Below are 21,283 nucleotides of genomic sequence, written 5' to 3' on the forward strand. Positions count from 1 at the left end.
CCGGGCCTGCGGGGCCCGGGTGGGTGGCGGGTCGTGGTTGCCAAGTCCTTTGCAAAGTAGCACTCTTTGCAAAGTGAGCACTGAACACCGGCACCCCACCGCCCCGCACGCCGCCCCCGCCCTGCCGGGCCGCCCCCACCAGCCGCTGCCGGACCATCCGGTCCGCGTCGCGCTGCTCGACCTGCTGGCCGAGGTCGGCACACTCACCTCGACCGAGGCCGCGGCCCGGCTCGGCCACAGCTCCGGGCTGTGCTCCTTCCACCTGCGGCAACTCGCCCGGTACGGGCTGATCGAGGAGGCCCCGCACCACGGCGGCAGGGCCCGCCCGTGGCGGCTGCGCTGGGCGTCGGCCGACGGATCCGAGCCGGCGGGCCAGGGGGCGGCGGGCCAGGACGAGTTCACGGCGCTGGCCCGCGGGCTCGAAGACGAGAGCTACCAGCAGTGGCTGGCCCACCGGGACCTGGCGCCGGCCGCCTGGCAGCGGGACGAGTCCTTCAGCGCCGTGCTGCACCTGACCCCGGCGGAGCTGACCGACCTCGCCACCGCGATCCGCGGCCTGCTCGCCGACTACCGCGACCGCGCCCCGGCCGCCCGCCCCGAAGGCACCGCCCCGGTCGCCGCGGTGGCCAGGCTCTTCCCCCTGATCGCCACGACCGGGGAGGGCCCGACACGACGGGAGTGAACGGGACGCCGAGCCGCACGGGTCCGGGCCCCGTACGGCTCGGACCGTGATCCGCCTAGTACGGCAGGTAGTAGCTGAGCACGTCGGCTCGCAGCGGTGGGAACAGCGCGTCGAACAGGGGGCGGTCGCCGGCGTAGACGTCGGGGCGGAGCTTGGTCAGGCCCGCCATGCCGTGCGGGCCGAAGAGCAGCGCCGGCAGTTGGTCGGGGGCGACCGCCGCGCCGCGCACGGCGCCCGGGCTCTGCATCGTGCCGCCGGTGACGACCGGGCCGAGGCCGTCGGCCGTGACCGGCAGCCGGTAGTGGGCGCCGAAGGTGGAGACGACGACGTCCCGTTCGGGGCGGTCGATGCCGGCCGCGGCCAACCGCCCCGCCAGCACCGGGCGGAGCCGGTCGAGCAGCGCGGCCGGGTCCGGAATCCGTACGTAGTACTGCTCGGCGCGCCCCTGCGGCGTCGCGTCCGCCCACTCCTGCCAGGCGTCGGCCGGCACCGTACCGGCCCGGTGCACCACGCTGATCTCCGCGCCGGGCCGGCGGGCCGCGACGCCGCGCAGCAGCGCGTGGGCCGCCGCCGCGTCCACCGCCGTCGCCTCCGCGACCAGCACCCCGCCGTCGTCGGGCGGCGTGATCCGCCCCGATGCGACGACCGCGCCGTCCCGCTCCACCACCCACAGGCTGCTCGCCTCGTGGCCGAGCAGCCAGCGCCAGCGCGCCGCGGGGTGCCCGATCGCCACGTCGAACCCGCTCTGCGCCGCCGCCTGGAGGCCGGCCAGCGCGGGCACGTCGGCCGGCAGCGCGGCGCGCAGCACGGGCCCGCCGTGGGCAGCGGCCGGCCGCGGGATGCACACGGTGCGCGCGGGCGGGATGTCGATGGCGTACTCGTAGCCGAAGAGCCGGTAGAAGTACGGGATGCCGATCATGACCTGGACGACGTGTCCGCGGGCCGCTGAGCGCTCGTGCGCCCACTCCATCAGGGCCCGCACCAGGCCGCGGCCCTCGTAGGCGCGGTCGGTGGCGACCAGCTCGACCTGTCCGGCCGGCAGGCGTACGTCACCGATGCGGACGACCTCGTCCAACAGGGTCGCCGTGGAGACCACCCGGTCCCCGTCCACGACCACCGCACAGGACTCCCAGCCGGCCTCGGGGTCCTCCACCACCAGCCGGTGATCGAGCGCGTCCACCGCGTCCCCGCGCCGGGCGAGCAACTCCCCGATCTGCTCCAGGTCCGCCGGCCCCGCCGTACGCAGCACCAGCCCGCCGGGCAACGTACGGGGCGGAGCGGAGCCTTCCGCGGCGGGCGGGTTCTCCGGGCGGGCGGCTGCGGGGGAGTCGTTCATGGCGGGCACTATGGCATCCGCGGTCCGCGTGGTCCAGGAGTTTTTGCTGGTGGGACGGTGTGTGACGGTGGGTGACCGCGTGCGGTGGTGCCCGAGCGGCGGCCGGTCGGGGGCGGTGCGCGACGGGGGAAGGGGCCGGCGCCGCCGTGCGCGGAGCCCCGCGCGCTGTTGCCCCTCGCGCACCACTCGCGTCCCCGCGCGGGCCTGCGCGCGCCGCTCGCGGCCCTGACGCCCTGCCGTCTAGGCCGCCTCGCCGTCTCGTCGCCGCGGCCCGGCGTGCTGCCGTACGACGCACGCGGCCCCCTCCCGCCCGCAGGTGGTGCACCCGTGGGGAAGGGAGGGGGCCGCGTGCTGGCCCGGAACGCGCCGGGCTGCGACTCGACGACTCGACGACTCAACGACGACCGGCCGCACCGGCCGACGGGTCGGCCGACAGGGGCGCCGCGTCGACACCGTGCGGGCGCCGTGCGGAACGCCGCGCGGGCGCCGTGCGGAACGGTGTGCGTCGATCAGATCGCGTCGCGTCGATCAGGTCGATCGGACCGCGTCGATCAGACGTTGACGCCGAAGTCCTGCGCGATGCCCGACAGGCCCGAGGCGTACCCCTGGCCGACGGCGCGGAACTTCCACTCGGCACCGTTGCGGTACAGCTCACCGAAGACCATGGCGGTCTCGGTGGCGGCGTCCTCGCTCAGGTCGTAGCGGGCGATCTCGGCGCCGCCGGCCTGGTTGAGGATGCGGATGTACGCGTTGCGGACCTGGCCGAAGTTCTGGCTGCGGGTCTCGGCGTCGTAGATCGAAACCGGGAAGACGATCTTCTCGACGTCGGCCGGCAGACCCGCCAGGTTGACGTTGATCTGCTCGTCGTCGCCCTCGCCCTGGCCGGTGAGGTTGTCACCGGTGTGCACGATCGACTGGTCCGGCGTCGCCTTGTTGTTGAAGAAGACGAAGTGCTGGTCCGAGTAGACCTTGCCGCTCGGGTTCACGGCGATGGCGCTGGCGTCCAGGTCGAAGTCCTGGCCGGTGGTGGTGCGGACGTCCCAGCCGAGGCCGACCGTAACGGCGGTCAGGCCCGGTGCCTCCTTGGTGAGCGAGACGTTGCCGCCCTTGGACAGGCTTACAGCCATGGGGTGTCCCTTTCCTGTACTGGTCGAGAGTCGGGCTTCGTGACGACCACGAAGCTACCGTCACCCCTCACAACGCCCCGAGGGGACCACTGGGTTCCAGCACCCTTTACTTTCTTTGCCAAACCCTGGCGGTACGGACGATGTCATTCCGCTTCTTTTGGGCGCCTCGCGCCCGCGCGGAGCGGCCGGGGCCCCTGCCGGCCCGCCGTCGACCCGAGGGCGGGGCCGGGGAGGGATCGGGGTGCGTCCCGCGTGGGCCCGGGCGCGTGGGGCGGGAAATGTGGGTGACGGGGGCGCGTCAAAGGGGGGATCATGGGGGCATGTCCGGGCCCTATGTCATCCGCGGCTCGGTCTCCCTGCCGGAGGCCGAGCTGATGTGGCGTTTCTCCCGGTCGTCGGGGCCCGGCGGGCAGCACGTGAACACCAGCGACAGCCAGGTGGAGTTGCGCTTCGACCTGGCCGCGACCGAGTCCCTGCCGCCGGTGTGGAAGGAACGCGCGCTCAAGCGACTGGCCGACCGGCTGGTCAACGGCGTGGTGGCGGTCCGCGCGTCGGACCACCGCTCCCAGTGGCGCAACCGGGAGACCGCGGCCGTCCGCCTCGCCGCCCTGCTGGCCGAGGCCACCGCCCCGCCGCCCAAGCCCCGCCGCCCCACCCGCATCCCGCGCGGCATCAACGAACGCCGCCTGCGCGAGAAGAAGCAGCGCGGCGACACCAAGCGGGGCCGCTCCGGCCGCGATTGGCACTGAGGGCAGCCTCGGCCCAGCGGCCGTGAGGCCCGCCCCGGGCCGGGCACCTCGCGCGAGCGCGCGCGTGCGTGGCCCGGTGGGACCTGATGCGCGCCGGCCCGGCTCCGTGGCTTCTCAGGTGTGCCGGGGTTCCTCATGCGTACCGGCCCGGCTCCGTGGTTGCCGGTCGCCAGTTGCCGGATTCCGGGTGCGTCGCTGATGGTCGTACGCCGCGGCCCGCAGGGGCGGAGCAACTGTCCACCCCCAGCACGCTCCCGCCGGTGACGCTACGTGCTGACGCCGGGGCGGGGGCGACGGCACGCGGCGCGGCGGAGCCGGCGGCTCCGGAGGCGTTCGCGGAAGGCCCGCCGCCCCGAGAACCCGCCCCCGCCCGGCATTACGGGAAAACGAACTGCCCGCTTGGGCAGCATTTAGCGATATCGCGGATGGCCGAACTGGTAATAGGCCGCAGGGCCTCGTACACGGCTATTCGCGCGCCATTCCACGGCCCACGGCTTCTCGCATGCGAACAGCCGTGCGCACGCCGGGTGTCGTACCACTCCGCCCCTTACCGGCGGCCCGCAGCGGCATAAGGCTCGCCCCGGGCCGTAGGGGGCGTGCGCTCGTTATGAGGCGCCCCTTTCGGCCTCGGTCTGCTGGGCGGGTCCGTCGTCGTGCGGCCCGGCGACGGACCCGTGGCCCGCGCCCGTCCGCCCGGTGTCGACGTCCCCGCCCGCCCCCTCGGTCGCGGCCCGACTCCGCGCCGCACCACGACTCCTCGCCGTGGGCGACTTCCCCACCACCGTTACCGCCCCCGGCGCGGGTGCCGCCTGCGCCACGGCTGCTCCGACGGCTCCGGCCAGTTTCCCGGCCACCTCCGCCCGGGCGCCGCCGGCGCCCGCCCGCGCGCCCGTACTGCGTGAGCCCGTACCGCGTGAGTCCCTCTCGCCCGAGCCTGTCCGGCGCGAGCCCGTATCGCCTGCGCCCGTACCGACCGCGCCGGCGCGGCGTGAGCCCGCATCACCCGCACCCGCCCTGGCGGCAGCGGCTCGGGCACTCGCCCCGGCCCCGGCCCCGGCCTCCGACCCGGCGGCGGTCGAACCCACCGCACCTGCGGTCGCCTCCGCCGCGCCGGCAACTGCCCGTGCAGCCGCCCCGGGCCGTGCTCTCGCCCCGCGTTCCGCCGTGGCCGCGGTCGCCGCGCCGGTGCCCCGTCGCGCCCCGGCGCCAAGGGCCTGGCCCTGTCCGGCCGCCGGGCCGGGCCCGGCCGCGCGCTGCCTGCCGGTGCGGGCGCCCGCCGCGGTGCGCCCGCCGGCGGTCGGTGGGCGGCCGGTGGCCTGGCGGGCCGCCTCCGCCCGCGCGTGCAGGAGTTCGGCCCTGGTCAGCAGCTTGGCGCGGCCCCAGGCGTCCGGCGCCCCGTCCGCGGCCAGCGTCCGTAACAGCACCAGCGGAATGATCTTGGCCCCGGTGCGGTACTCGCCCCAACTCGTCTTGCCTGCCGGATAGCGGTCGGCCAGCTCCCGCACCGTACGCCCGTGCGTGAGCGTACAGACGAACGCGGCCAGCTCATTGGCCTGCGCGGTGCGACCCCGCGGCGCGCCCTGTCGACGTCCTGGTCTCCCCATCGTTGCCCCCCGATCCACTGTGGGCAATCCATTGTCAACGACCCAACGGCGTTTAGAAACTCATTAGTTGACGGTCAATCAGCTCATCCTGTCCCGTCGGCCCCTGGCGTCGCTCCGGCCACCCGCACGGGCCCGCCCCGGCCACCGCACCGCCCGCCCGGTGCGCCGGCGCACCCCGCGGCGTCCGGTGGGCCGAACACCCGCGCTGCGCTGCGCACCCGTCGCCGCGCCCCGACGCCGACGGGGTGCGGACCGAGCCCCGCGGCGTACGGCCGGGCGCACGGCGGCGCAACGGCGCGCGGGCCCCCGACGCCCCCGCACCGGTCCAGGGTGCGGACACCCCGCACCACCGGTACGCCGCCCCACCCACCCCGTACGCGCGGGCGCGAAGCGGCAAGCCCGCCGCCGACGGAGCCCACGACTCGCGCGCGACAATCCGCGCGCCCCAACCCACGCGTACGCGCGCGAAGGCACGCCGAAGCGAAGGCGAAGACGAAGGCGCCGGGTCCCGCCAACCCGCCCGTACGTGCGCGAGGCGCGCCCCCTACGTCAGCCCGGGGTGCCGGCACTGGCCCCAGAAACGCCTCAGCCCAGGTGCCGGTATCGACCCCGGAAGTAGGTCAGCGGGTCGCCCTCCGTGCCCGAGGCCGCGGCGGTCAGTACGCGGGCCACCACAAGGGTGTGGTCGCCCGCCGGGATGCGCTGCTCCGTGCGGCACTCCAGGGTGGCGAGGGCGCCGCTGACCAGCGGGGCGCCGGACGCCTCGCCGCGGACGTGCGGGAGGTCGGCGAAGAGCAGTCGGTCGCTGATCCGGCCCTTCATCGCGAAGCGGCCCGCGACCTGCCGCTGGCCCTCGGCGAGCAGCGACACCGCCCACAGCGGCTGCCGCTCCAGCACGTCGTCCATCCGCGACTCGGTGCGCACGCTCACCATCACCAGCGGCGGATCGAGCGACACCGAGAGGAAGGCGGTCGCCGTCATGCCGACGTCCTCGCCGCGCGGGCCGTCCTCCGGGTCGTGCGCCGTCACCAGCACCACCCCGGCCGCCAGCCGCGACAGCGCGGCCCGGAACTCGTCCTCGCTCACCCCTCCAGGATGCGGGACGGCGCGGCCGGACTCCGACCGCCGGGGCGTCTCGCGGGTCGGCGCGGCCGGTGGTGTGCCCGGTGTGGCCGTGGTGGAGCCGGGGACGTGCGGGGCTGGGGAGGACGAGGTTCGCAACACGTCAGCGACGCTATCCGGCCGCCCCGCCGACCCACATCGGGCTCCCGACGGAGAACGCCCTAGGACCTTGGGCGGGGTCCGCGCAAATCCGTACCGATATTCGATACGGCCACCCCCGGTAAACGTAATCGCATTCCGGATTTGCTTTCAGGAAATATCGTGCGGGGGGTCTGAGCCCGAGTAACGGCCATATCCCTGCAACGGATGTACGTTGTGACATAAGTCACAACGGGCAGTAATTGTTGACCCTGTGTACCGACTGGACAGCTCGCTGTGATTCAGTGGCCGTGGCAGTGGAGAGTCGACGAGAAATTCTGGAGTTGCTGTCGAGGTCTCGGGGGAGAGCGATCGATGGAGACCGAGTCGGAGCCGTACATCCGTCTTGCGACCCTGCGGCAGCTACATCACGTGGTCGCCGAACTGAACACGGGGCGCAGTCTTGCGGACACCCTGCAAACCGTCGCCGACGGCGTGACCCAGGGCCTGGGCTATGAGCTGTCGGCAGTCAATCTGGTCCGACCCGACGGGGACCTGGTGGTGGCCGCGGTCAGCGGCAGCCCGGGTGCCGAGGCGCTGATGGCGGGCCGGATCGGCTCGCGGGCGTCCTGGGAGCGCCGCCTGTCGATGGGTGACCGCTGGGGCGACCTGCGGTTCATCCCGTACACCGAGGGCTGGGTGCTCGACGACGACGACGTGCCGCAGTGGCACGTCGCCGGGCCCGCGCCGCGGTTCCCCGACGAGTGGCACCCGATGGACCGGCTGTTCGCGCCGATGCGCTCGGCGGGCACCTCGGAGGGCGAGCTGCTCGGCGTGATCTCCGTCGACAAGCCGCGCAACGGCCGCCGCCCCGGCGCCTGGGGCCAGGAGGCCCTCCAGATGTACGCCTTCCACGCCGCCATCGCGATCGGCAACGCCCGGCTGCGCGCCAACATGCAGCGCGCGCTGCGCCGGCTCGGCCGTGACCAGCAGGCGCTGCGGGCCAGCGAGGAGAGCTTCCGGCAGGCGTTCGAGTACGCGCCCAGCGGCATGGCCATCGCCGAGATGGGCGGCGACCAGCACGGGCGACTGCTGCGCACCAACGACGCGCTGTGCCGGCTGCTCGGCCGCTCCGCCACCGTGCTGCGCCGCTACTCCTTCTCCGACCTCGTCCACCCCGAGGACATCGGGACGCTGCTGCGCACCTCGGCCGAGGGCGGCCGGGCCGAACTGCGCCTCGCCCGCCGCGACGGCACGTACATGTGGGTCTCGCTGCGCAACAGCGTGGTCGCCGACGCCGCCGACGGCCCCCGCTTCCTGCTCACCCACGTCGAGGACATCGAGGAGCGCAAGCGCCACGAACTGCAACTCGCCCACCGGGCCAGCCACGATTCGCTGACCGGGCTGCCCAACAGCGCCGAGTTGCGCAGCCGGCTCGGCGCCCGGCTCTGCGGCCGTCCCCCGCAGCCGGTCTACGCGGGCGCGGACGCCGCGGGTCCGGCCGTCGACGGCGCCCAGCCCGCGGCGGTGCGCGAGGCGGCGCTGGTCGGCAGCATCGAGCAGGACGCGTACGTGCAGGGCTTCGGGCTCGACGCGTTCGGCGGCGCCGCGGTGGACCTCGGCGACCCCGGTGACCTCGGCGGGCTCGCCGCCGACGTGCTGGAGGGCCTGCCGGGCGGCGCGGACGCCGGCCCCTTCGACCACCACGTGCACACCTATGCGCCGGCCGAGGGCGAGGAGGACGACGGCACCAAGGGGCTCGCGGTGCTCTTCTGCGACCTCGACGGCTTCAAGTCGATCAACGACAGGTTCGGCCACCACACCGGCGACGCCGTGCTCATCGAGGTCGCCCGGCGGCTCTCGCACGGGGTGCGGGACGGGGACACGGTGGCCAGGCTCGGCGGCGACGAGTTCGTGGTGCTGGCGGACGGCCTCGGCCGGGCCGACGCCCAGGACCTCGCCGTGCGGCTGCGGAACGCGATCATCCCGCCCATTCGTTTCGAGGGCCGCGCGGTACGGGTCGGCGCCAGCTTCGGCATCGGCTGGGCGGCCTGCGGAATGTCGGCCGAAGAGGTGCTGCAATCCGCTGACCAGCGCATGTACGTGGAAAAGCGGTCGCGCTCGAAGGCGAACCGGCGCGCCGGCTGACCGCCGGCCGCCCGCTGCCGCGTGGCCGGTCCCGAGCGGGTGCCCGGGGCGGGAACGCGGAGCAGCCGCACGGCCGTTGCTCGGCGGGGTAGGCTGCGCCGGTCGGCACGGCTGCCGAGAATGAATCGATCATGAACATTGGCCATCCGGACAGCGCACGGCTATGACGGCCGCCCCGGCCCTGATATGAGCTGTTCTGGCACCTGAGTGCCGCAGCGCGGATGACCATCAGGGACGAAGTGGGAGTGACCAGGGGATGACGGCCGGCAATAACGGCTCGGGGGTGCCGCAGGACGACGACCCGTTCGCCTACCTGTACCGCCAGGAGGGCGGCGAGGCGGGCGCGGACCAGGGCGCCCAGGGCACGCCGCGCACGGGCGGTTACGGCTATCCAGGACCGCCGCAGCCCGGCGTCCCCCGCACCTCGTACAACCACGTCCGCGCGGTGGGTGAGCGGCAGTACGGGCAGCAGCAACAGCATCAGCAGCACCACCAGCAGGCCGCGCCCGGCGGCTACGGCTACGGGCAGCAGCAGTCACCACAGCAACAGCAGCAGCACGGGCACTACACGGCGCCCGAGGCGCTGCCGACGCAGACCTGGAACCGGGTGCAGGGCCCGCCGCCCGGCGGCGTGCCGCCGCGGCAGCAGGCGCCCGGCGGTCCCGGCCACGGCGCCCCCGCGGGGCGCGGCGGCGGAGGCCGCGGGCCCAACAGCAAGGGGCTGCTCATCGGGGCGATAGCCGTGGTCGCCGTCGTGATCGTCGCCATCTCCGTGGCGATGATCTCCAACAACACGGGCGGCAAGAAGGACGACAAGGCCGAGCCGACCAAGGACGCCCAGCCGACCGCCTCCGAGACCGTCGAGCCGAGCAACACCCCGAAGGCCACCAAGGGCCCGGCGCCGCTGCCCACCGAGGACGCGTCGGCGATGAAGCTGGAGGGCGGCACGACCCTCGCCTCCGACGTGCCCGGTGCGAAGGCCGACGGCGGCAAGTACGTGGCGGGCATCAACAAGCCCGGTGCGGCGGCCACCTGGACCGTCGACGTCGAAGAGTCCGGCCAGTACCGGCTGTACGTGGGGTACGGCGTCCCCGGCGAGGACCAGAACCTGAGCCTGACGGTGAACAGCAAGCGGGACCCCCGCGCCGTCAGCATGAAGAACTTCGCACTAGCGAAGAAGGGTGACTGGGAAGCCGGCTGGACCAACACCTGGGCCATCGTCAACCTCAACAAGGGCACCAACACGGTCCGGCTCTCCTGCGAGAGCGGCAACAAGTGTGACGTCAACCTCGACCGGGTGTGGCTGACGAAGGGCTGACACCCACCCCGCGGCACCTGCTCCCCTCCGGCCCACCCGCGGCACCGGAGCTGCTGCTCCGATGCCGCGCGCTGGACCTGCTTCCTCGGCCCGCACCGGGCCTGTTCCCTCCCGGCCCGTGCTCCAGGCCCGCTCTCCCCGGCCGCGCGGCTCCGGCCCCGCTCGCCCCGGCCCGTACGAGGACGCCTCGGCCCGCACGCCGACGCCCCGGCCCGTACGCCTCCCGCCCGTGCGGCCCAATCGGCCCCGGGCCGGGGGCCGGCCCGGGGAACGCGTACGGGCCGGCCGGTCCCGGGTCGGTCGGGCCGGGACCGGCACCCTCATGGCGGGCTCACCCCGTCGCCGCCCCCCTCGCGGCGCTCAGCCGCCGACCACGGCGAGGAACGCGGCCACCGTCGCGGCCATCGCATCGCGGCCGGGGCCCACGTACTTGCGCGGGTCCACCAGGTCGGGGCGGGCCGCGAGCTCCGCGCGGACGGCGGCGGTGAAGGCGGTGTTCAGGGCCGTGCCCACGTTGATCTTGGCCATGCCGGCGGCGACCGCCTGCCGGATCTCCGCGTCCGGCACGCCGGACGAGCCGTGCAGCACCAGCGGCACCGGCACCGCGTCCCGCAGCCTGCCGATCAGTTCGTGGTCGAGGGCCGCGGTGCGCTCGGTCATCGCGTGCGAGCTGCCGACGGCCACGGCCAGCGCGTCCACGCCGGTGTCCGCGACGTACGCCGCCGCCTGGTCCGGGTCGGTCCGCACCCCGGGGGCGTGGGCGTCCAGCGGTGCCTCGCCCTCCTTGCCGCCGACCTCGCCGAGTTCGGCCTCCACCCAGACGCCCCGCTGGTGGCCCCAGGCGACGGCGTCCGCGGTGGCCCGCACGTTCGCCGCGTAGCCGAGCTTGGACGCGTCGAACATCACCGAGCTGAAGCCGTTGTCGTGCGCGGCGTGCAGCAGGTCGACGCTGACCACGTGGTCGAGGTGGAGCGAGAGCGGGGCGCTGGACGCGCGGGCGACCGCGGCAGCGGCGGCGGCGATCGGGGCCAGTCGGCCGCCGTGGAAGCGCACCGCGTTCTCCGACACCTGGAGGATCGCCGGCGAGCAGGCTGCCCAGCATCACGGTGTCCGCGCCGGCGGCGATCGCCTCGGCGTGCTCCAGCGAGATGACGTTGAACGCGGCGAGCGCGCGGCCCGCGGACCGCGCCTGCCCGACGAGTTCACCAGTGCTGACCAGTGGCATGACTTTCCTCTGTCCCGGGCCTTGGACGGCCCCTCGTTCGCGCCGGGCGACGCCGGGCGCGCGGCGCACTGCGCGCACGCCCCGGGCCCCGCCGCGGCGGTCGTACACGCGCCGGGCCGCAGCCCGCCGCCGGTGGCCCGCGGGCCGGCACCCTTGCCGGTCGCGGAGGTGCGGGGCCGGCCCGCGAAGGGGCGGCCCGCACGCGTGTGGGGGGCGGCTGCCGGCCCGGTGGGCGGCGCGCAGCGTGGTCCGGCGTGTGCGGGACGTGGTCGCAGGAGCGCCCGGCGCGGCCGGGGTCGGCCGGGCCGGGCGCGCTCGCTCATGCCGCTGCCGGGTGGCTCTCGACGCGGACCTGGGGCAGCAACTCCGCGTACGTCGCCTCGTCGAACTCGCCGGCCACCGGCGCCCGCACCGTCGCCGCCGACAGCGCCACCGCCCGGGCCAGCCGCTCCGGCCAGGGCAGCCCCTCGGCGAGGCCGGAGAGCAGGCCGGCGACGGCCGAGTCGCCGGCGCCCGTCGGGTTGCCCGCGATCCGGCCGGGCGGTCCGGCCCGCCAGGCGCCGTCGGCGGTCACGGCCAGCAGCCCGTCCGGGCCGAGCGAAGCGGCGACGGCGTGCGCGCCCCGGCGCCTGGCGTCCCGGGCGGCCCGCACCGGCTCGGTGGAGCCGGTCAGTGCGGCGAGCTCCTCCGCGTTCGGCTTGACGACGTCGGGCCTGGCGGCGATGCCGCGGCGCAGCGGCTCGCCGCTGGTGTCCAGCAGGACGGGGACCCCGGCGGTGCGCGCGGTGCGTATCAACTGGGCGTAGGCGCCGACCGGCACCCCGGGCGGCAGGCTGCCGCACAGCGCGACCGCCGTCACGCCGTCGACCAGTTCGGTGTAGCGGGCCGCGAACGCCGCCCACTCGGCCGGTGTGACCTGTGGCCCGGGCTCGTTGAGCTGGGTGGTGTCGCCGCTGGAGGCGTCCACCACGCCGACCGTGCGCCGGGTGGTGCCGGCGACGGTGACGAACGCGTCGCTCACCCCCGGGTAGGCGCCGAGTTGGTCGCGCACCGCCGCCCCGGTCGCGCCGCCGACCAGGCCGGTGGCGATCGACGGGTGGCCGAGCGCGGCGAGCACCCGTGCGACGTTCAGGCCCTTGCCGCCAGGGCGCTCGATGACCTCGGACACCCGGTGGCTGTGGTGGGCGCGCAGGCGCGGCACGCGGTAGGTGATGTCGAGGGCGGCGTTGAGCGTCACGGTCAGGATCACGGCGGGCTCCCCCTCCCCGTTGCTGGTGGACGTGGTGTGGCCGCCGAGCGGTGGTGGCGGCCGGGCGGCGCGGTTCCGAGGCGTGGTCTCGGGGCGCCGGTCCCTGCTGCGCGGCACGGCGCTCGGAGCGGTTGGCTTACTGGCAGCGATCATGCCAAAGCCGAAGCGGTTGGCCCACCCCTGTAGTCCAACCGCGCGGCTCTGTCGATTTGTGTGCCGTTGGCGGTGGATTCCGCCCGGTGTGGTGGGGTGGTGGGTGTGACCGGCGCGTGGGGTGGGTGTGCGTGCGGGTGCGCGGGGTGGCTCGTGTGGGTGGGCGCCATCGCCGCAGGGTTGGGTGTGACCCAGCAGTGGAGCAACCCAGGCGTACGGGGCCACAGGCGTACGGGACCAGGCGTACGGGACCAGGCGTACGGCGACCCACGCGGAGGGTGACACGGCCGTAAGGCAACCCGGGTGCGAAACAGGCCAGCCACAGAGCAGAAAGACTCACGGAGCAACAGGCCCGCACAACGAGGCAGCAGAGCCACCCAACGAAGCAACAGGAACACACAGGCGCCGTGTCGATCGTCCTGCCGCGGCCCGCCGTGGGCCGTGCCGGTGGGGTGCCGGCGCCCCGCGCCGGGGGCCCGTAGCGGGTACGGGTCCGCCGGCGCGGGGAGCGGGCGGCCGGCGCCCGCACCCGAGGGTGGGGCGGCCGGTGCCGCGCGGGCCGGGCGCTTCGGCCTGGGCCCGCGCGGCGGGGTGGTGCGGGGGTGGGGGCTGCGCGTCCTCGGCCGGGGGGTGGTCGGTCGGGGCGTGCGCCGCGGGCTCAGCCCGCCGTCGGCCGTACCACCCACGCACCCCGACGCATGACGCCGACCAGCGCGTAGTCGGAGTCGAGCACCACCAGGTCGGCGTCCTTGCCCGGCTCGATGGAGCCGATGCGGTCCTCCAGGCCCAGCACCCGGGCCGGGGTGCTGGACAGGGCGCGCACGGTCTGGTCGATCGAGAGCCGGTCGACGCTGACCGCGCGCCGGAAGACCTGGTCCAGGGTGAGCGTGGAGCCGGCGATGGAGCCCGCGGTCGGGCCGTCGCTGATGCGCGCCACCCCGTCCTTGACCTCCACCTGCATCGGACCCAGCGGGAAGATGCCGTCCTCCATGCCGGCCGCGCCCATCGCGTCCGTGATGAACGCGACCCGGTCCGCGCCCGCGCTGCGGAACGCCAACTCCAGCGTCGCCGGGTGCAGGTGCGTGCCGTCGTTGATCAGCTCGACGGTGATCCGCTCGTCCTCAAGCAGCGCCGCCACCGGGCCAGGCGCGCGGTGCAGCAGCGAGGGCATCGCGTTGAACAGGTGCGTCGCCACGCTCGCGCCGGCGTCGATGGCCTCGCGCGTCGCGTCGTACGTGGAGTCCGTGTGGCCCACCGCGGCGATCACGCCGGCGTCCACCAGGAGCCGCACCGAGTCCAGGCCGCCGGGCAGTTCGGGCGCCAGCGTCATCATCTTCGCCGTGCCGCGGGCCGCGTCGATCAGCTTGCGGACGTCGGCCGGGTCCGGGTCGCGCAGCAGGGTCGGCTCGTGCGCCCCGCAGCGGTGCGGCGAGATGAACGGGCCCTCGAAGTGCACGCCGGCCAACTCGCCCTGCTGGACCAGTTCGGAGAGCACGTGCGCCTGCTGGGCCACCTCGTCCAGGTCACCGGTGACGGTGGAGGCGAGCATGGTGGTGCTGCCGTGCCGGCGGTGGGTGTCGATGACCCGCAGCGCCTCCTCGGTCTTGCCCGCCGAGAACGAGGCGCCGCCGCCACCGTGCACGTGCACGTCCACGAAGCCGGGGACGATCAGGTGCCCGGCGAGGTCGATGCGGTCGGTGCCGGCTGCCCCGGCCCCCGCAGCGGCGTCGTCCGGGCCGGCGCTGACGATGCGTCCGTCCGCGACCGTGACCTGACCGGACTCGACGACTCCGGTGGGTAGGGCGACGCGGGCGCCCGCGAGAGATGTTCGTTCGGCCATCAGGCGGATACCTCCGTAGCGAGAAGATCCCAGGCGAGCAGACCGGCGCCCAGGCAACCGGCGGTGTCCCCGAGGGCCGCCGGGACGATGTCGGGGAGCTGTTGGAACGTGACCCGCTCGGCCACCGCCGCACGCAGCGGTACGAACAACGTGTCCCGGGCCTCGGCGAGTCCGCCGCCGATGATCAGCCGGCGCGGGTCGAGCAGGGTGAGGGCGACGACGAGGCCGTCGGCGAGCGCGTCCACGGCCTCCTGCCAGACGGCGACGGCCCGCGGATCGCCGGAGGCGACGGCCTTCGCGCAGTCGGCGGCGTCCGCCTGCGGGTCGCCGACGGCGGCGGCCCACGCCCGGCTGACCGCGGCGGCCGAGGCGAGCGTCTCCAGACAGCCGCGCTGCCCGCAGCCGCACTCGGGACCGCCGGGGCGGACCACCACGTGCCCGATCTCGCCGGCGCAGCCGTGCGCGCCGGCCTCCACCCGTCCGTCGATGCCGATGGCGCCGGCGATCCCGGTGCCCAGCGGTACGAACAGGAAGCGGTCGGTGCCCTCACCGGCACCGATGCGGCCCTCGGCCAGGCCACCGGTGCGCACGTCATGGCCGAGCGCCACCGGCGCGCCGGCGAGCCGCTCCGAAAGCCGCGCCCGCATGGGGACGTCGCGCCAGCCCAGGTTGGCCGCGTACACGGCGACGCCCGCTGCCTCGTCGACGATGCCCGGTACGGCGACCCCGGCCGCCGCGGCGGGTACCCCGTACCGCTCGATGCCGAGCGCGCGCAGTTCGGCCGCGAAGTCGAGGATGCCGGCTATCACGGCGTCGGGACCGCGCTCGCGCTCGGTGCGCCGCCGGGCCGTGTGCAGCAGTTCGCCGTCCGCCCCGACCAGGGCGGCCTTCATTCCGGTGCCGCCCACATCAAGGGCGATGACGTGTTTCACGCGGGACAGTCTCGCGCGATTCCCCACTAGAGGTCTAGGCCACTTCACGCTCGCGGAGTGTCGCGCCCCCCGACGCGGTGTGATCGCCGGGGCCGCGACGGGCCGCTCCGGTACCGGTCCCGGGGTGTGGTCAGGGCCCCGGTAGATGCCCCATCGGGCAGCGTGTTCGACGGTGCTCGGGCAGCGCCCGGGCGGCGCCGGGGTGGTGATTTGGCCCCGAATGTGCGGCCACCGGGGCAGTGTGGGCGTTCCCGGGACCGCCGCGTGACGTGCGGTGGTGCGGATGGTGGGGCGCCCGGTGGGCGGCCCGGTGGGGCGGGGGGCGGGTGGCCCGGCGGTGCCCGTCGGCCGACGGGAGGGCTGCTGGCCGGCGACGCGCAAACGATCTGTGACTCCGCACACGGTGCCCGGGCAAAGTGCCGGAATGGGGCGGTAATCACCCCGTTTGACGTGGGGGAGTAGTCGGCTTCGCGCACGGTTGTGCCGGGACGGTGCGGGAAGTCGTGCTTACCCTGAGCGGGTTCGGTGCGCCCGCGGGGAGCGGTGCGTTCCGGCTGCCGCCATACCCGATACAGGTGAAGCCGGTGTGACCAGAGGTGATACCGAAGCGAGACCGGGTGTGGTGTAGACCTCAGGAGGGGTTAGCGGGGAGACTCGCAACTCGTGCCGGAGAGTGACACTCCGGCTGATTCCGGGAAACAACGAGAGCGCGAGGGTGGGTACTGGTCGTGCAGCGGCGGCGGTTCTTGGGTCTGACGGCGGCGGGTGCCGCGACGGCGGCGTTGGCGCCGACACTCACCGCCTGCGGCAGTGACTCGGGCACGGACGACGTGCGCCTGAAGCTGGTCGCGGCCGACTACGGCGACAGCAGTAGCAACAGCACGCTCAACTACTGGGGCGACCTGGTCCGCGCGTTCGAGACCAAGAACAGCAACGTCAAGGTCGACGTCAACGTCTATAGCTGGACGGACATCGACAAGAAGGTCGCCGAGATGATCGAGTCCGGCGACACGCCGGACATGGTCCAGTTCGGCACGTACGCGGACTTCGTCGACCAGGGCATGCTCTACCGCGCCGACCAGATCCTCTCCATCCGCACGATGGCCTCCTTCGTCTCCTCCATCGCCCAGGCGGGCGAGGTCAACCGGGTGCAGTACGCGATGCCGTTCGGCGCCAGCACCCGACTGCTCTTCTACAACAAGGCCCTCTTCGAGCAGGCGGGCATCACCGCGCCCCCGAAGGACTGGGACGAGCTCCAGGCCGCGGCCGAAAAGCTCAAGGCGATCGACGTGAAGTACCCGTACGCGCTGCCGCTCGGCCGCGAGGAGGCCCAGGCCGAGACGCTGATCTGGCTGCTCAGCGGCGGTGGCGGCTACACCGACGGGTACGGCAGCTACATGCTCGACTCGCCGGAGAACGTCGAGACGCTGGAGTGGCTGCGCGACGAGTTCGTCGGCAAGGGCCTGACCGGCTCCCGCCCGCCGGGCCAGCTCAACCGGCAGGAGGCGTTCAACGCCTTCACGCGCGGCGAGGTCGGCATGCTGAACGGCCACCCGACGCTGATGCAGCAGGCCGTCGGCCACCGCATCGACTACGACGTCGCACCGCTGCCCGGCCGCAAGGGCCCCTCGCCCACCACGATGGGCGTGGCCGACTGGATGATGGCGTTCAAGAAGAACGGCCACCGCAAGCAGATAGGCCAGTTCCTCAACTTCGTCTACGAGTCGGACAACGTGGTCGGCTTCTCCGGCAAGTACCGGCTGCTGCCGGTGACCACGGACGCGTCCACGGTCATGCGCCGCGACGACGAGTACAAGAGCCTGTGGCAGTTCCTCGACGGCCTGGACACCGCGCAGTTCTACCCGTTCGACAAGGTCTCCTGGACCAAGGTCAACCAGTCGCTGCGGGACTCGGTCGGCACGATGGTCGCCAGCGGCGGCGACCCGGCCACGGTGCTCGGTGAGATCCAGCGCAAGGCCGACGCCAAGGAGAACGAGGAACGTTAGGTTGACGGGCGTGACTCCCCCCGCCACTCCCGACCGGCCAGCACCCGAGCCCGGGCCCGAGCACCTGCCTGGAGCTGAGCCCGGTCCTGGGGCTGAGCCTGCGTCTGGGGTCGAGCCCGCGTCCGCGGCCGAACCCGTCTCGGGGTCCGAGTCCGGCGCCGCCACCGGCCCCGACGGCTCGTACGGCACAGACGGCCCGAACGGCACCAGCAGTCCGGACGGCCCCGACGCAGCGGGCCCCGGCACAGGCGGCCCCGGAGCAGAGGGCCCAGGCGCCGAGGAATCCGACGCGGCGGGCCCCGGGCTCTCCGAGCGGGACCTGGCCGTGCTGGCGCTGGAGCGCCGCGGTTGGTCGGGCCCCGGCGCGAAGGAGCGGGCCATCCGGGAACGGCTCGGCATCTCGCCCACCCACTACTACCAACTCCTCAACGCCCTCCTGGACGACCCGCGCGCCCTGCGCCACGACGCGGTCACCGTCAACCGGCTGCGCCGGGTCCGCCAGGCCCGCCGCGACCGCCGCTGACCGGCCGGCCGCGTAGGACGAACGCCGCCCCGCGGCCCGCCGGACCCGCTGTGGGTTGGCCGGACAGGCCGGACGCGCGCCGATCCGCGGCCCGCTGAACCCGTGCGGGCCCGCCCGCACCACCACCCCCGCGTTGGCCGATCCGGCACTGGTGGCGGTGGTGGGTGGCGCCGGTAGGGTCGGCCGCATGGGCATTCCCGTCCCCTCAACCGACGCGGGCCGAGCCGGGCTCGCCGCGCTGTTGGCACGGCCCCGACGGGCCGTCGTCGCACTCGACTTCGACGGCACGCTGGCCGAGATCGTCCCCGACCCGGAGCAGGCCCGCGCCCACCCGGCGGCCGTCCCGGCCCTGGCCGCGCTCGCCCCGCTGGTGGGCACCGTGCTGGTGCTCACCGGCCGCCCGGCCGACGTCGCGGTGCGCTACGGCGGCTTCGCCGGCGTCCCGGGACTCGAACACCTCGTCGTACTCGGCCACTACGGCGCCGAGCGCTGGGACGCGGCGACCGGCGAACTCCGGGCCCCCGAGCCGCACCCCGGGGTGGCCGCCGTCCGCGCCGAACTGCCCGGCGTGCTCGACGGGACCACCGCGGCGGCCGGCGCGTGGATCGAGGACAAGGGCCGGGCCGTCGCCGTCCACACCCGCAGGGCCGCGGCACCACAGGCCGCCTTCGACGCACTGCGCGCCCCGCTCGGTGAGCTCGCCGCCCGTCACGGCCTGGCCGTCGAACCGGGCCGCCTGGTCATCGAGCTGCGCCCGCCGGGCGTGGACAAGGGCGCGGCGCTCACCGAGTTCGTGCGCGGCGTGGACGCGGAGACCGTGCTGTACGCGGGCGACGACCTGGGCGACCTCGCGGCCTTCGACGCGGTGGCACGCCGCCGCGCGGACGGCACGCCCGGCCTCCTGGTGTGCAGCGGCAGCAACGAGGTCACCGAACTCGCCGACCGGGCCGACCTCGTCGTGGCCGGCCCGGCGGGCGTGGTCGCCCTGCTGAGGGCACTCGCCCACGAACTGGGCTGAGGCCGCGCAGGAAGCTCACCGGCCCCGCGCGGGAGGCGCGCCGCCTCCAGGTGGGCCCCGCCGCCCCGCGCGGGAAGCTCATCGCCTCCGCGCGGGAGGACGCGCCGCCCCGCGACGGGGGAGACGGGCCACCCCGTGAGGCAGGACCCGCCACTCCGCGCGGGAGGCGCGCCCGCTACGCCGCCCCGAGCGCCCGCAACTGGGCCAGGAACCACTCCTGCGGGGGCAGCGCCGTGGCCGCAGCGGCCAGCCGCTTGGTCCGCTCGGCGCGCTCGGCCGGGTCCATGCGGAGCGCCTCGTGCAGCGCCCTGGCCGTCTCCTGCACGTCGTACGGGTTGACCGGCAGCGCGTCGTCGGCCAACTCGGCGTGCGCCCCGGCCTCCCGGGAGAGCACCAGCGCGCAGCCGGCGTCCGAGACCACCGGGACCTCCTTGGCGACCAGGTTCATGCCGTCCCTGATCGGGTTCACCAGCGCCACGTCGGCGATCCGGTACGCGGCGAGCGAGCGCGCGAAGTCGTCCTTCACGTGCAGCGCGACCGGCTGCCAGGTCGCCGTGCCGAACTCCTCGTTGATCGCGTCGGCGACCCGCTGCACCTCGGCCGTGTACGCCCGGTAGACCGCGAGGTCCTGCCGCGAGGGGTAGGCGAAGGCGACGTGCACCACCCGTTCGCGCCACTCGGGATGGTCCGTGAGCAGCAGCCGGTACGCGTGCAGCCCGCGCACGATGTTCTTGGACAGCTCGGTGCGGTCCACCCGGACGATCACCTTCCGGGCCGGCGCGCGGTGCTCCGAGCCGGCTGGCCCGTCGGTGGCGCCCGGGCCCTCGATCTGGGCCCGCAGCGCGGCCAGTCGCTCCGTCACGTCGGCGGCGCGCGAGCGGCTGCGCAGGAACTCCGCGTCCGCGCCCAGGCCGTGCACCCCGAGCCGGGTCGTCCGCCCGGCCGACTCCACGGTGAGTTCGCCGGTCGCCGCGTCCCGGCCGATCCGGGCGCCGAGCACCCGGGCGCAGCAGTCGGCGAACGCCTCGGCCCAGCGCGTGGTGAGGAAGGCCGCCCGGTCGCCGCCCAGGATGCCGTGCAGCACGGCGGCTGCGACGTCGTCGGGCAGCAGCCGGAAGTAGTCCGGCGGGGCCCACGGGGTGTGCGAGAAGTGGCCGACGCGCAGGTCGGGGCGGCGCTGCCGGAGCAGCGCGGGAACCAGCGCCAGGTGGTAGTCCTGCACCAGGACGGCGGCCCCGGGACCCGCCTCGCGCGCGAGCGCGTCCGCGAACGCGGCGTTGTAGGCCTCGTACGCCTCCCACTGGCGCCGGAACTCCTCGTCGAAGACCGGCTCCAACGGGGTCTGGTAGAGCAGGTGGTGCACGAACCAGAGCACGGAGTTGGCCACCCCGTTGTACGCCGCGGTGAAGACCTCGGGCTCGATGTCCAGCATCCGCACCCGCTGGCCGCCGGTGTCCGCCGGGTCGAGCGGCGCACCGCGCCGGCCGCCGGCCGTCGGGTCGCCGGCCGCGGCCCGCCGCACCGCCTCCCGGTCGCCGTCGCCGAGCGCGGCGCACACCCACACGGAGTCGGCGTCCGCGCCGATCGCGGAGAGCCCGGAGACCAGGCCGCCACCGCCGCGCTTGGCGGTCAGCCCGGCCGCGGCCGGAGCCACCGCCGGCGCGGCTGGTGCTGCCGGCGTCGCCGATGTCGTGGGTGGTTCCGGTGTGGCGGGCGGTTCCGCGGGTGCGTCCGCCGCGCCCGCCTCGCCCGGGGGCGGCGTTCGCGAGGGCGAATGGGTCGGCGGGGGCGTCAGCGCGTACGCGACGGGCCCGCGGTTCGAGGCGACCAGCACCCGGGCGCCCGGTCCAGGACCGGTGGCCGGCACGGAGTCGACGGCTTCCTGCTCGCCATGGACGGAGACCATGCCGCGAGCCTAGCCAGGACCGGAACCGCTCAAACGTACGTACGCCGTCGCCCCCGCCGCGCTCCCACCCGCCGTCTCCGCGCGCCACCCGACCGGACCGCCCGCGCTACGCCGACTCCGGTACGCGCCGGTGCGGCGGATTCCGTTACCTCTCCGCGTCCCCGGCCATCCCCGCCGAGCCACCCCGCGCAGCCCCCACCCCGCCCCGTACGCACCAGGGGACCCACCCCGCGTACCACGACGCGCACGCACCGTCACCGTCGGTGA

General features: G+C 74.9%; 14 protein-coding genes and 2 pseudogenes. 7 read left to right on the plus strand and 9 right to left on the minus strand.

Annotated features, from left to right (window positions below):
* The first annotated feature begins 73 nt into the window (after positions 1-73).
* On the plus strand, positions 74-682 hold the full coding sequence (locus tag ACMA1D_RS21115) for an ArsR/SmtB family transcription factor (protein ID WP_414725572.1): 609 nt from the start codon (positions 74-76) through the stop codon (positions 680-682).
* 55 nt (positions 683-737) lie between these two features.
* Here the strand turns inward: ACMA1D_RS21115 and ACMA1D_RS21120 are convergent, their stop codons facing one another.
* A complete protein-coding gene (locus tag ACMA1D_RS21120) occupies positions 738-2,018 on the minus strand; it encodes a GNAT family N-acetyltransferase (RefSeq protein WP_414725573.1) in 1,281 nt (426 codons plus the stop codon).
* Positions 2,019-2,569: 551 nt separating this feature from the next.
* Positions 2,570-3,145: a TerD family protein gene (locus ACMA1D_RS21125; protein WP_414725574.1), complete on the minus strand. Its 576-nt coding sequence runs from the start codon at positions 3,143-3,145 to the stop codon at positions 2,570-2,572.
* A gap of 320 nt (positions 3,146-3,465) precedes the next feature.
* Between ACMA1D_RS21125 and arfB the strand changes: the two genes are divergently transcribed.
* Positions 3,466-3,894, plus strand: a complete 429-nt coding sequence (gene arfB / locus ACMA1D_RS21130) for an alternative ribosome rescue aminoacyl-tRNA hydrolase ArfB (RefSeq protein ID WP_414725575.1) — start codon at positions 3,466-3,468, stop codon at positions 3,892-3,894.
* 605 nt (positions 3,895-4,499) lie between these two features.
* On the opposite strand, the gene ACMA1D_RS21135 is transcribed toward arfB, so the two are convergent.
* Positions 4,500-5,498: a hypothetical protein gene (locus ACMA1D_RS21135; RefSeq protein WP_414725576.1), complete on the minus strand. Its 999-nt coding sequence runs from the start codon at positions 5,496-5,498 to the stop codon at positions 4,500-4,502.
* A 585-nt stretch (positions 5,499-6,083) separates the two neighbouring features.
* Complete coding sequence (locus ACMA1D_RS21140; protein ID WP_414725620.1) at positions 6,084-6,719, minus strand: flavin reductase family protein; 636 nt, start codon at positions 6,717-6,719, stop codon at positions 6,084-6,086.
* A 354-nt stretch (positions 6,720-7,073) separates the two neighbouring features.
* On the opposite strand from ACMA1D_RS21140, the gene cdgB reads away from it, so the two are divergent.
* Positions 7,074-8,846 carry a diguanylate cyclase CdgB gene (cdgB, locus tag ACMA1D_RS21145; RefSeq protein ID WP_414725577.1) on the plus strand — a complete coding sequence of 591 codons (1,773 nt, stop codon included), beginning with the start codon at positions 7,074-7,076 and terminating at the stop codon, positions 8,844-8,846.
* 256 nt (positions 8,847-9,102) lie between these two features.
* Positions 9,103-10,164 carry a carbohydrate-binding protein gene (locus ACMA1D_RS21150; protein WP_414725578.1) on the plus strand — a complete coding sequence of 354 codons (1,062 nt, stop codon included), beginning with the start codon at positions 9,103-9,105 and terminating at the stop codon, positions 10,162-10,164.
* Between the two features lie 360 nt (positions 10,165-10,524).
* Here ACMA1D_RS21150 and ACMA1D_RS21155 read toward each other — a convergent pair.
* The 4 genes and pseudogenes from ACMA1D_RS21155 to ACMA1D_RS21170 all read right to left on the minus strand — a co-directional run bounded on the left by ACMA1D_RS21155 (position 10,525) and on the right by ACMA1D_RS21170 (position 15,563).
* A pseudogene (locus ACMA1D_RS21155) lies at positions 10,525-11,389 on the minus strand (class II fructose-bisphosphate aldolase).
* 319 nt (positions 11,390-11,708) lie between these two features.
* Positions 11,709-12,638, minus strand: a complete 930-nt coding sequence (locus ACMA1D_RS21160; RefSeq protein WP_414725579.1) for a 1-phosphofructokinase family hexose kinase — start codon at positions 12,636-12,638, stop codon at positions 11,709-11,711.
* Between the two features lie 811 nt (positions 12,639-13,449).
* Positions 13,450-14,631 (minus strand): N-acetylglucosamine-6-phosphate deacetylase, encoded by a 1,182-nt coding sequence (gene nagA, locus ACMA1D_RS21165; protein WP_414725580.1) that lies wholly within the window; start codon positions 14,629-14,631, stop codon positions 13,450-13,452.
* Positions 14,631-15,563, minus strand: coding sequence for an ROK family protein (locus ACMA1D_RS21170; RefSeq protein ID WP_414725581.1), 933 nt, complete (start codon positions 15,561-15,563; stop codon positions 14,631-14,633). The genes nagA and ACMA1D_RS21170 overlap by 1 nt, the downstream gene beginning before the upstream one ends.
* 728 nt (positions 15,564-16,291) lie before the next feature.
* Here ACMA1D_RS21170 and ACMA1D_RS21175 point away from each other — a divergent pair.
* From ACMA1D_RS21175 to otsB, 3 genes and pseudogenes are all read left to right on the plus strand, one after another.
* Positions 16,292-17,569 (plus strand): extracellular solute-binding protein, encoded by a 1,278-nt coding sequence (locus ACMA1D_RS21175; RefSeq protein ID WP_414725582.1) that lies wholly within the window; start codon positions 16,292-16,294, stop codon positions 17,567-17,569.
* Between the two features lie 295 nt (positions 17,570-17,864).
* A pseudogene (locus ACMA1D_RS21180) lies at positions 17,865-18,092 on the plus strand (DUF3263 domain-containing protein); the annotation flags it as partial.
* A gap of 187 nt (positions 18,093-18,279) precedes the next feature.
* Positions 18,280-19,110 carry a trehalose-phosphatase gene (otsB, locus tag ACMA1D_RS21185; RefSeq protein WP_414725583.1) on the plus strand — a complete coding sequence of 277 codons (831 nt, stop codon included), beginning with the start codon at positions 18,280-18,282 and terminating at the stop codon, positions 19,108-19,110.
* A 175-nt stretch (positions 19,111-19,285) separates the two neighbouring features.
* Here otsB and ACMA1D_RS21190 read toward each other — a convergent pair whose 3' ends face one another.
* Positions 19,286-21,016, minus strand: coding sequence for an alpha,alpha-trehalose-phosphate synthase (UDP-forming) (locus ACMA1D_RS21190; protein WP_414725584.1), 1,731 nt, complete (start codon positions 21,014-21,016; stop codon positions 19,286-19,288).
* Positions 21,017-21,283: the final 267 nt, after the last annotated feature.

The organism is Streptomyces sp. 796.1 (assembly GCF_047525675.1).
Lineage (GTDB): Bacteria > Actinomycetota > Actinomycetes > Streptomycetales > Streptomycetaceae > Streptomyces.

What these genes read in the sequence shown, in the direction of transcription:
- arfB (WP_414725575.1), top strand. Translation starts at nt 3,466, where the DNA reads ATGTCCGGGCCCTATGTCATCCGCGGCTCGGTCTCCCTGCCGGAGGCC.
- otsB (WP_414725583.1), top strand. Translation starts at nt 18,280, where the DNA reads ATGGGCATTCCCGTCCCCTCAACCGACGCGGGCCGAGCCGGGCTCGCC.
- ACMA1D_RS21125 (WP_414725574.1), bottom strand. Translation starts at nt 3,145, where the DNA reads ATGGCTGTAAGCCTGTCCAAGGGCGGCAACGTCTCGCTCACCAAGGAG.
- ACMA1D_RS21120 (WP_414725573.1), bottom strand. Translation starts at nt 2,018, where the DNA reads ATGAACGACTCCCCCGCAGCCGCCCGCCCGGAGAACCCGCCCGCCGCG.
- ACMA1D_RS21150 (WP_414725578.1), top strand. Translation starts at nt 9,103, where the DNA reads ATGACGGCCGGCAATAACGGCTCGGGGGTGCCGCAGGACGACGACCCG.
- nagA (WP_414725580.1), bottom strand. Translation starts at nt 14,631, where the DNA reads ATGGCCGAACGAACATCTCTCGCGGGCGCCCGCGTCGCCCTACCCACC.
- ACMA1D_RS21135 (WP_414725576.1), bottom strand. Translation starts at nt 5,498, where the DNA reads ATGGGGAGACCAGGACGTCGACAGGGCGCGCCGCGGGGTCGCACCGCG.
- ACMA1D_RS21190 (WP_414725584.1), bottom strand. Translation starts at nt 21,016, where the DNA reads ATGGTCTCCGTCCATGGCGAGCAGGAAGCCGTCGACTCCGTGCCGGCC.
- cdgB (WP_414725577.1), top strand. Translation starts at nt 7,074, where the DNA reads ATGGAGACCGAGTCGGAGCCGTACATCCGTCTTGCGACCCTGCGGCAG.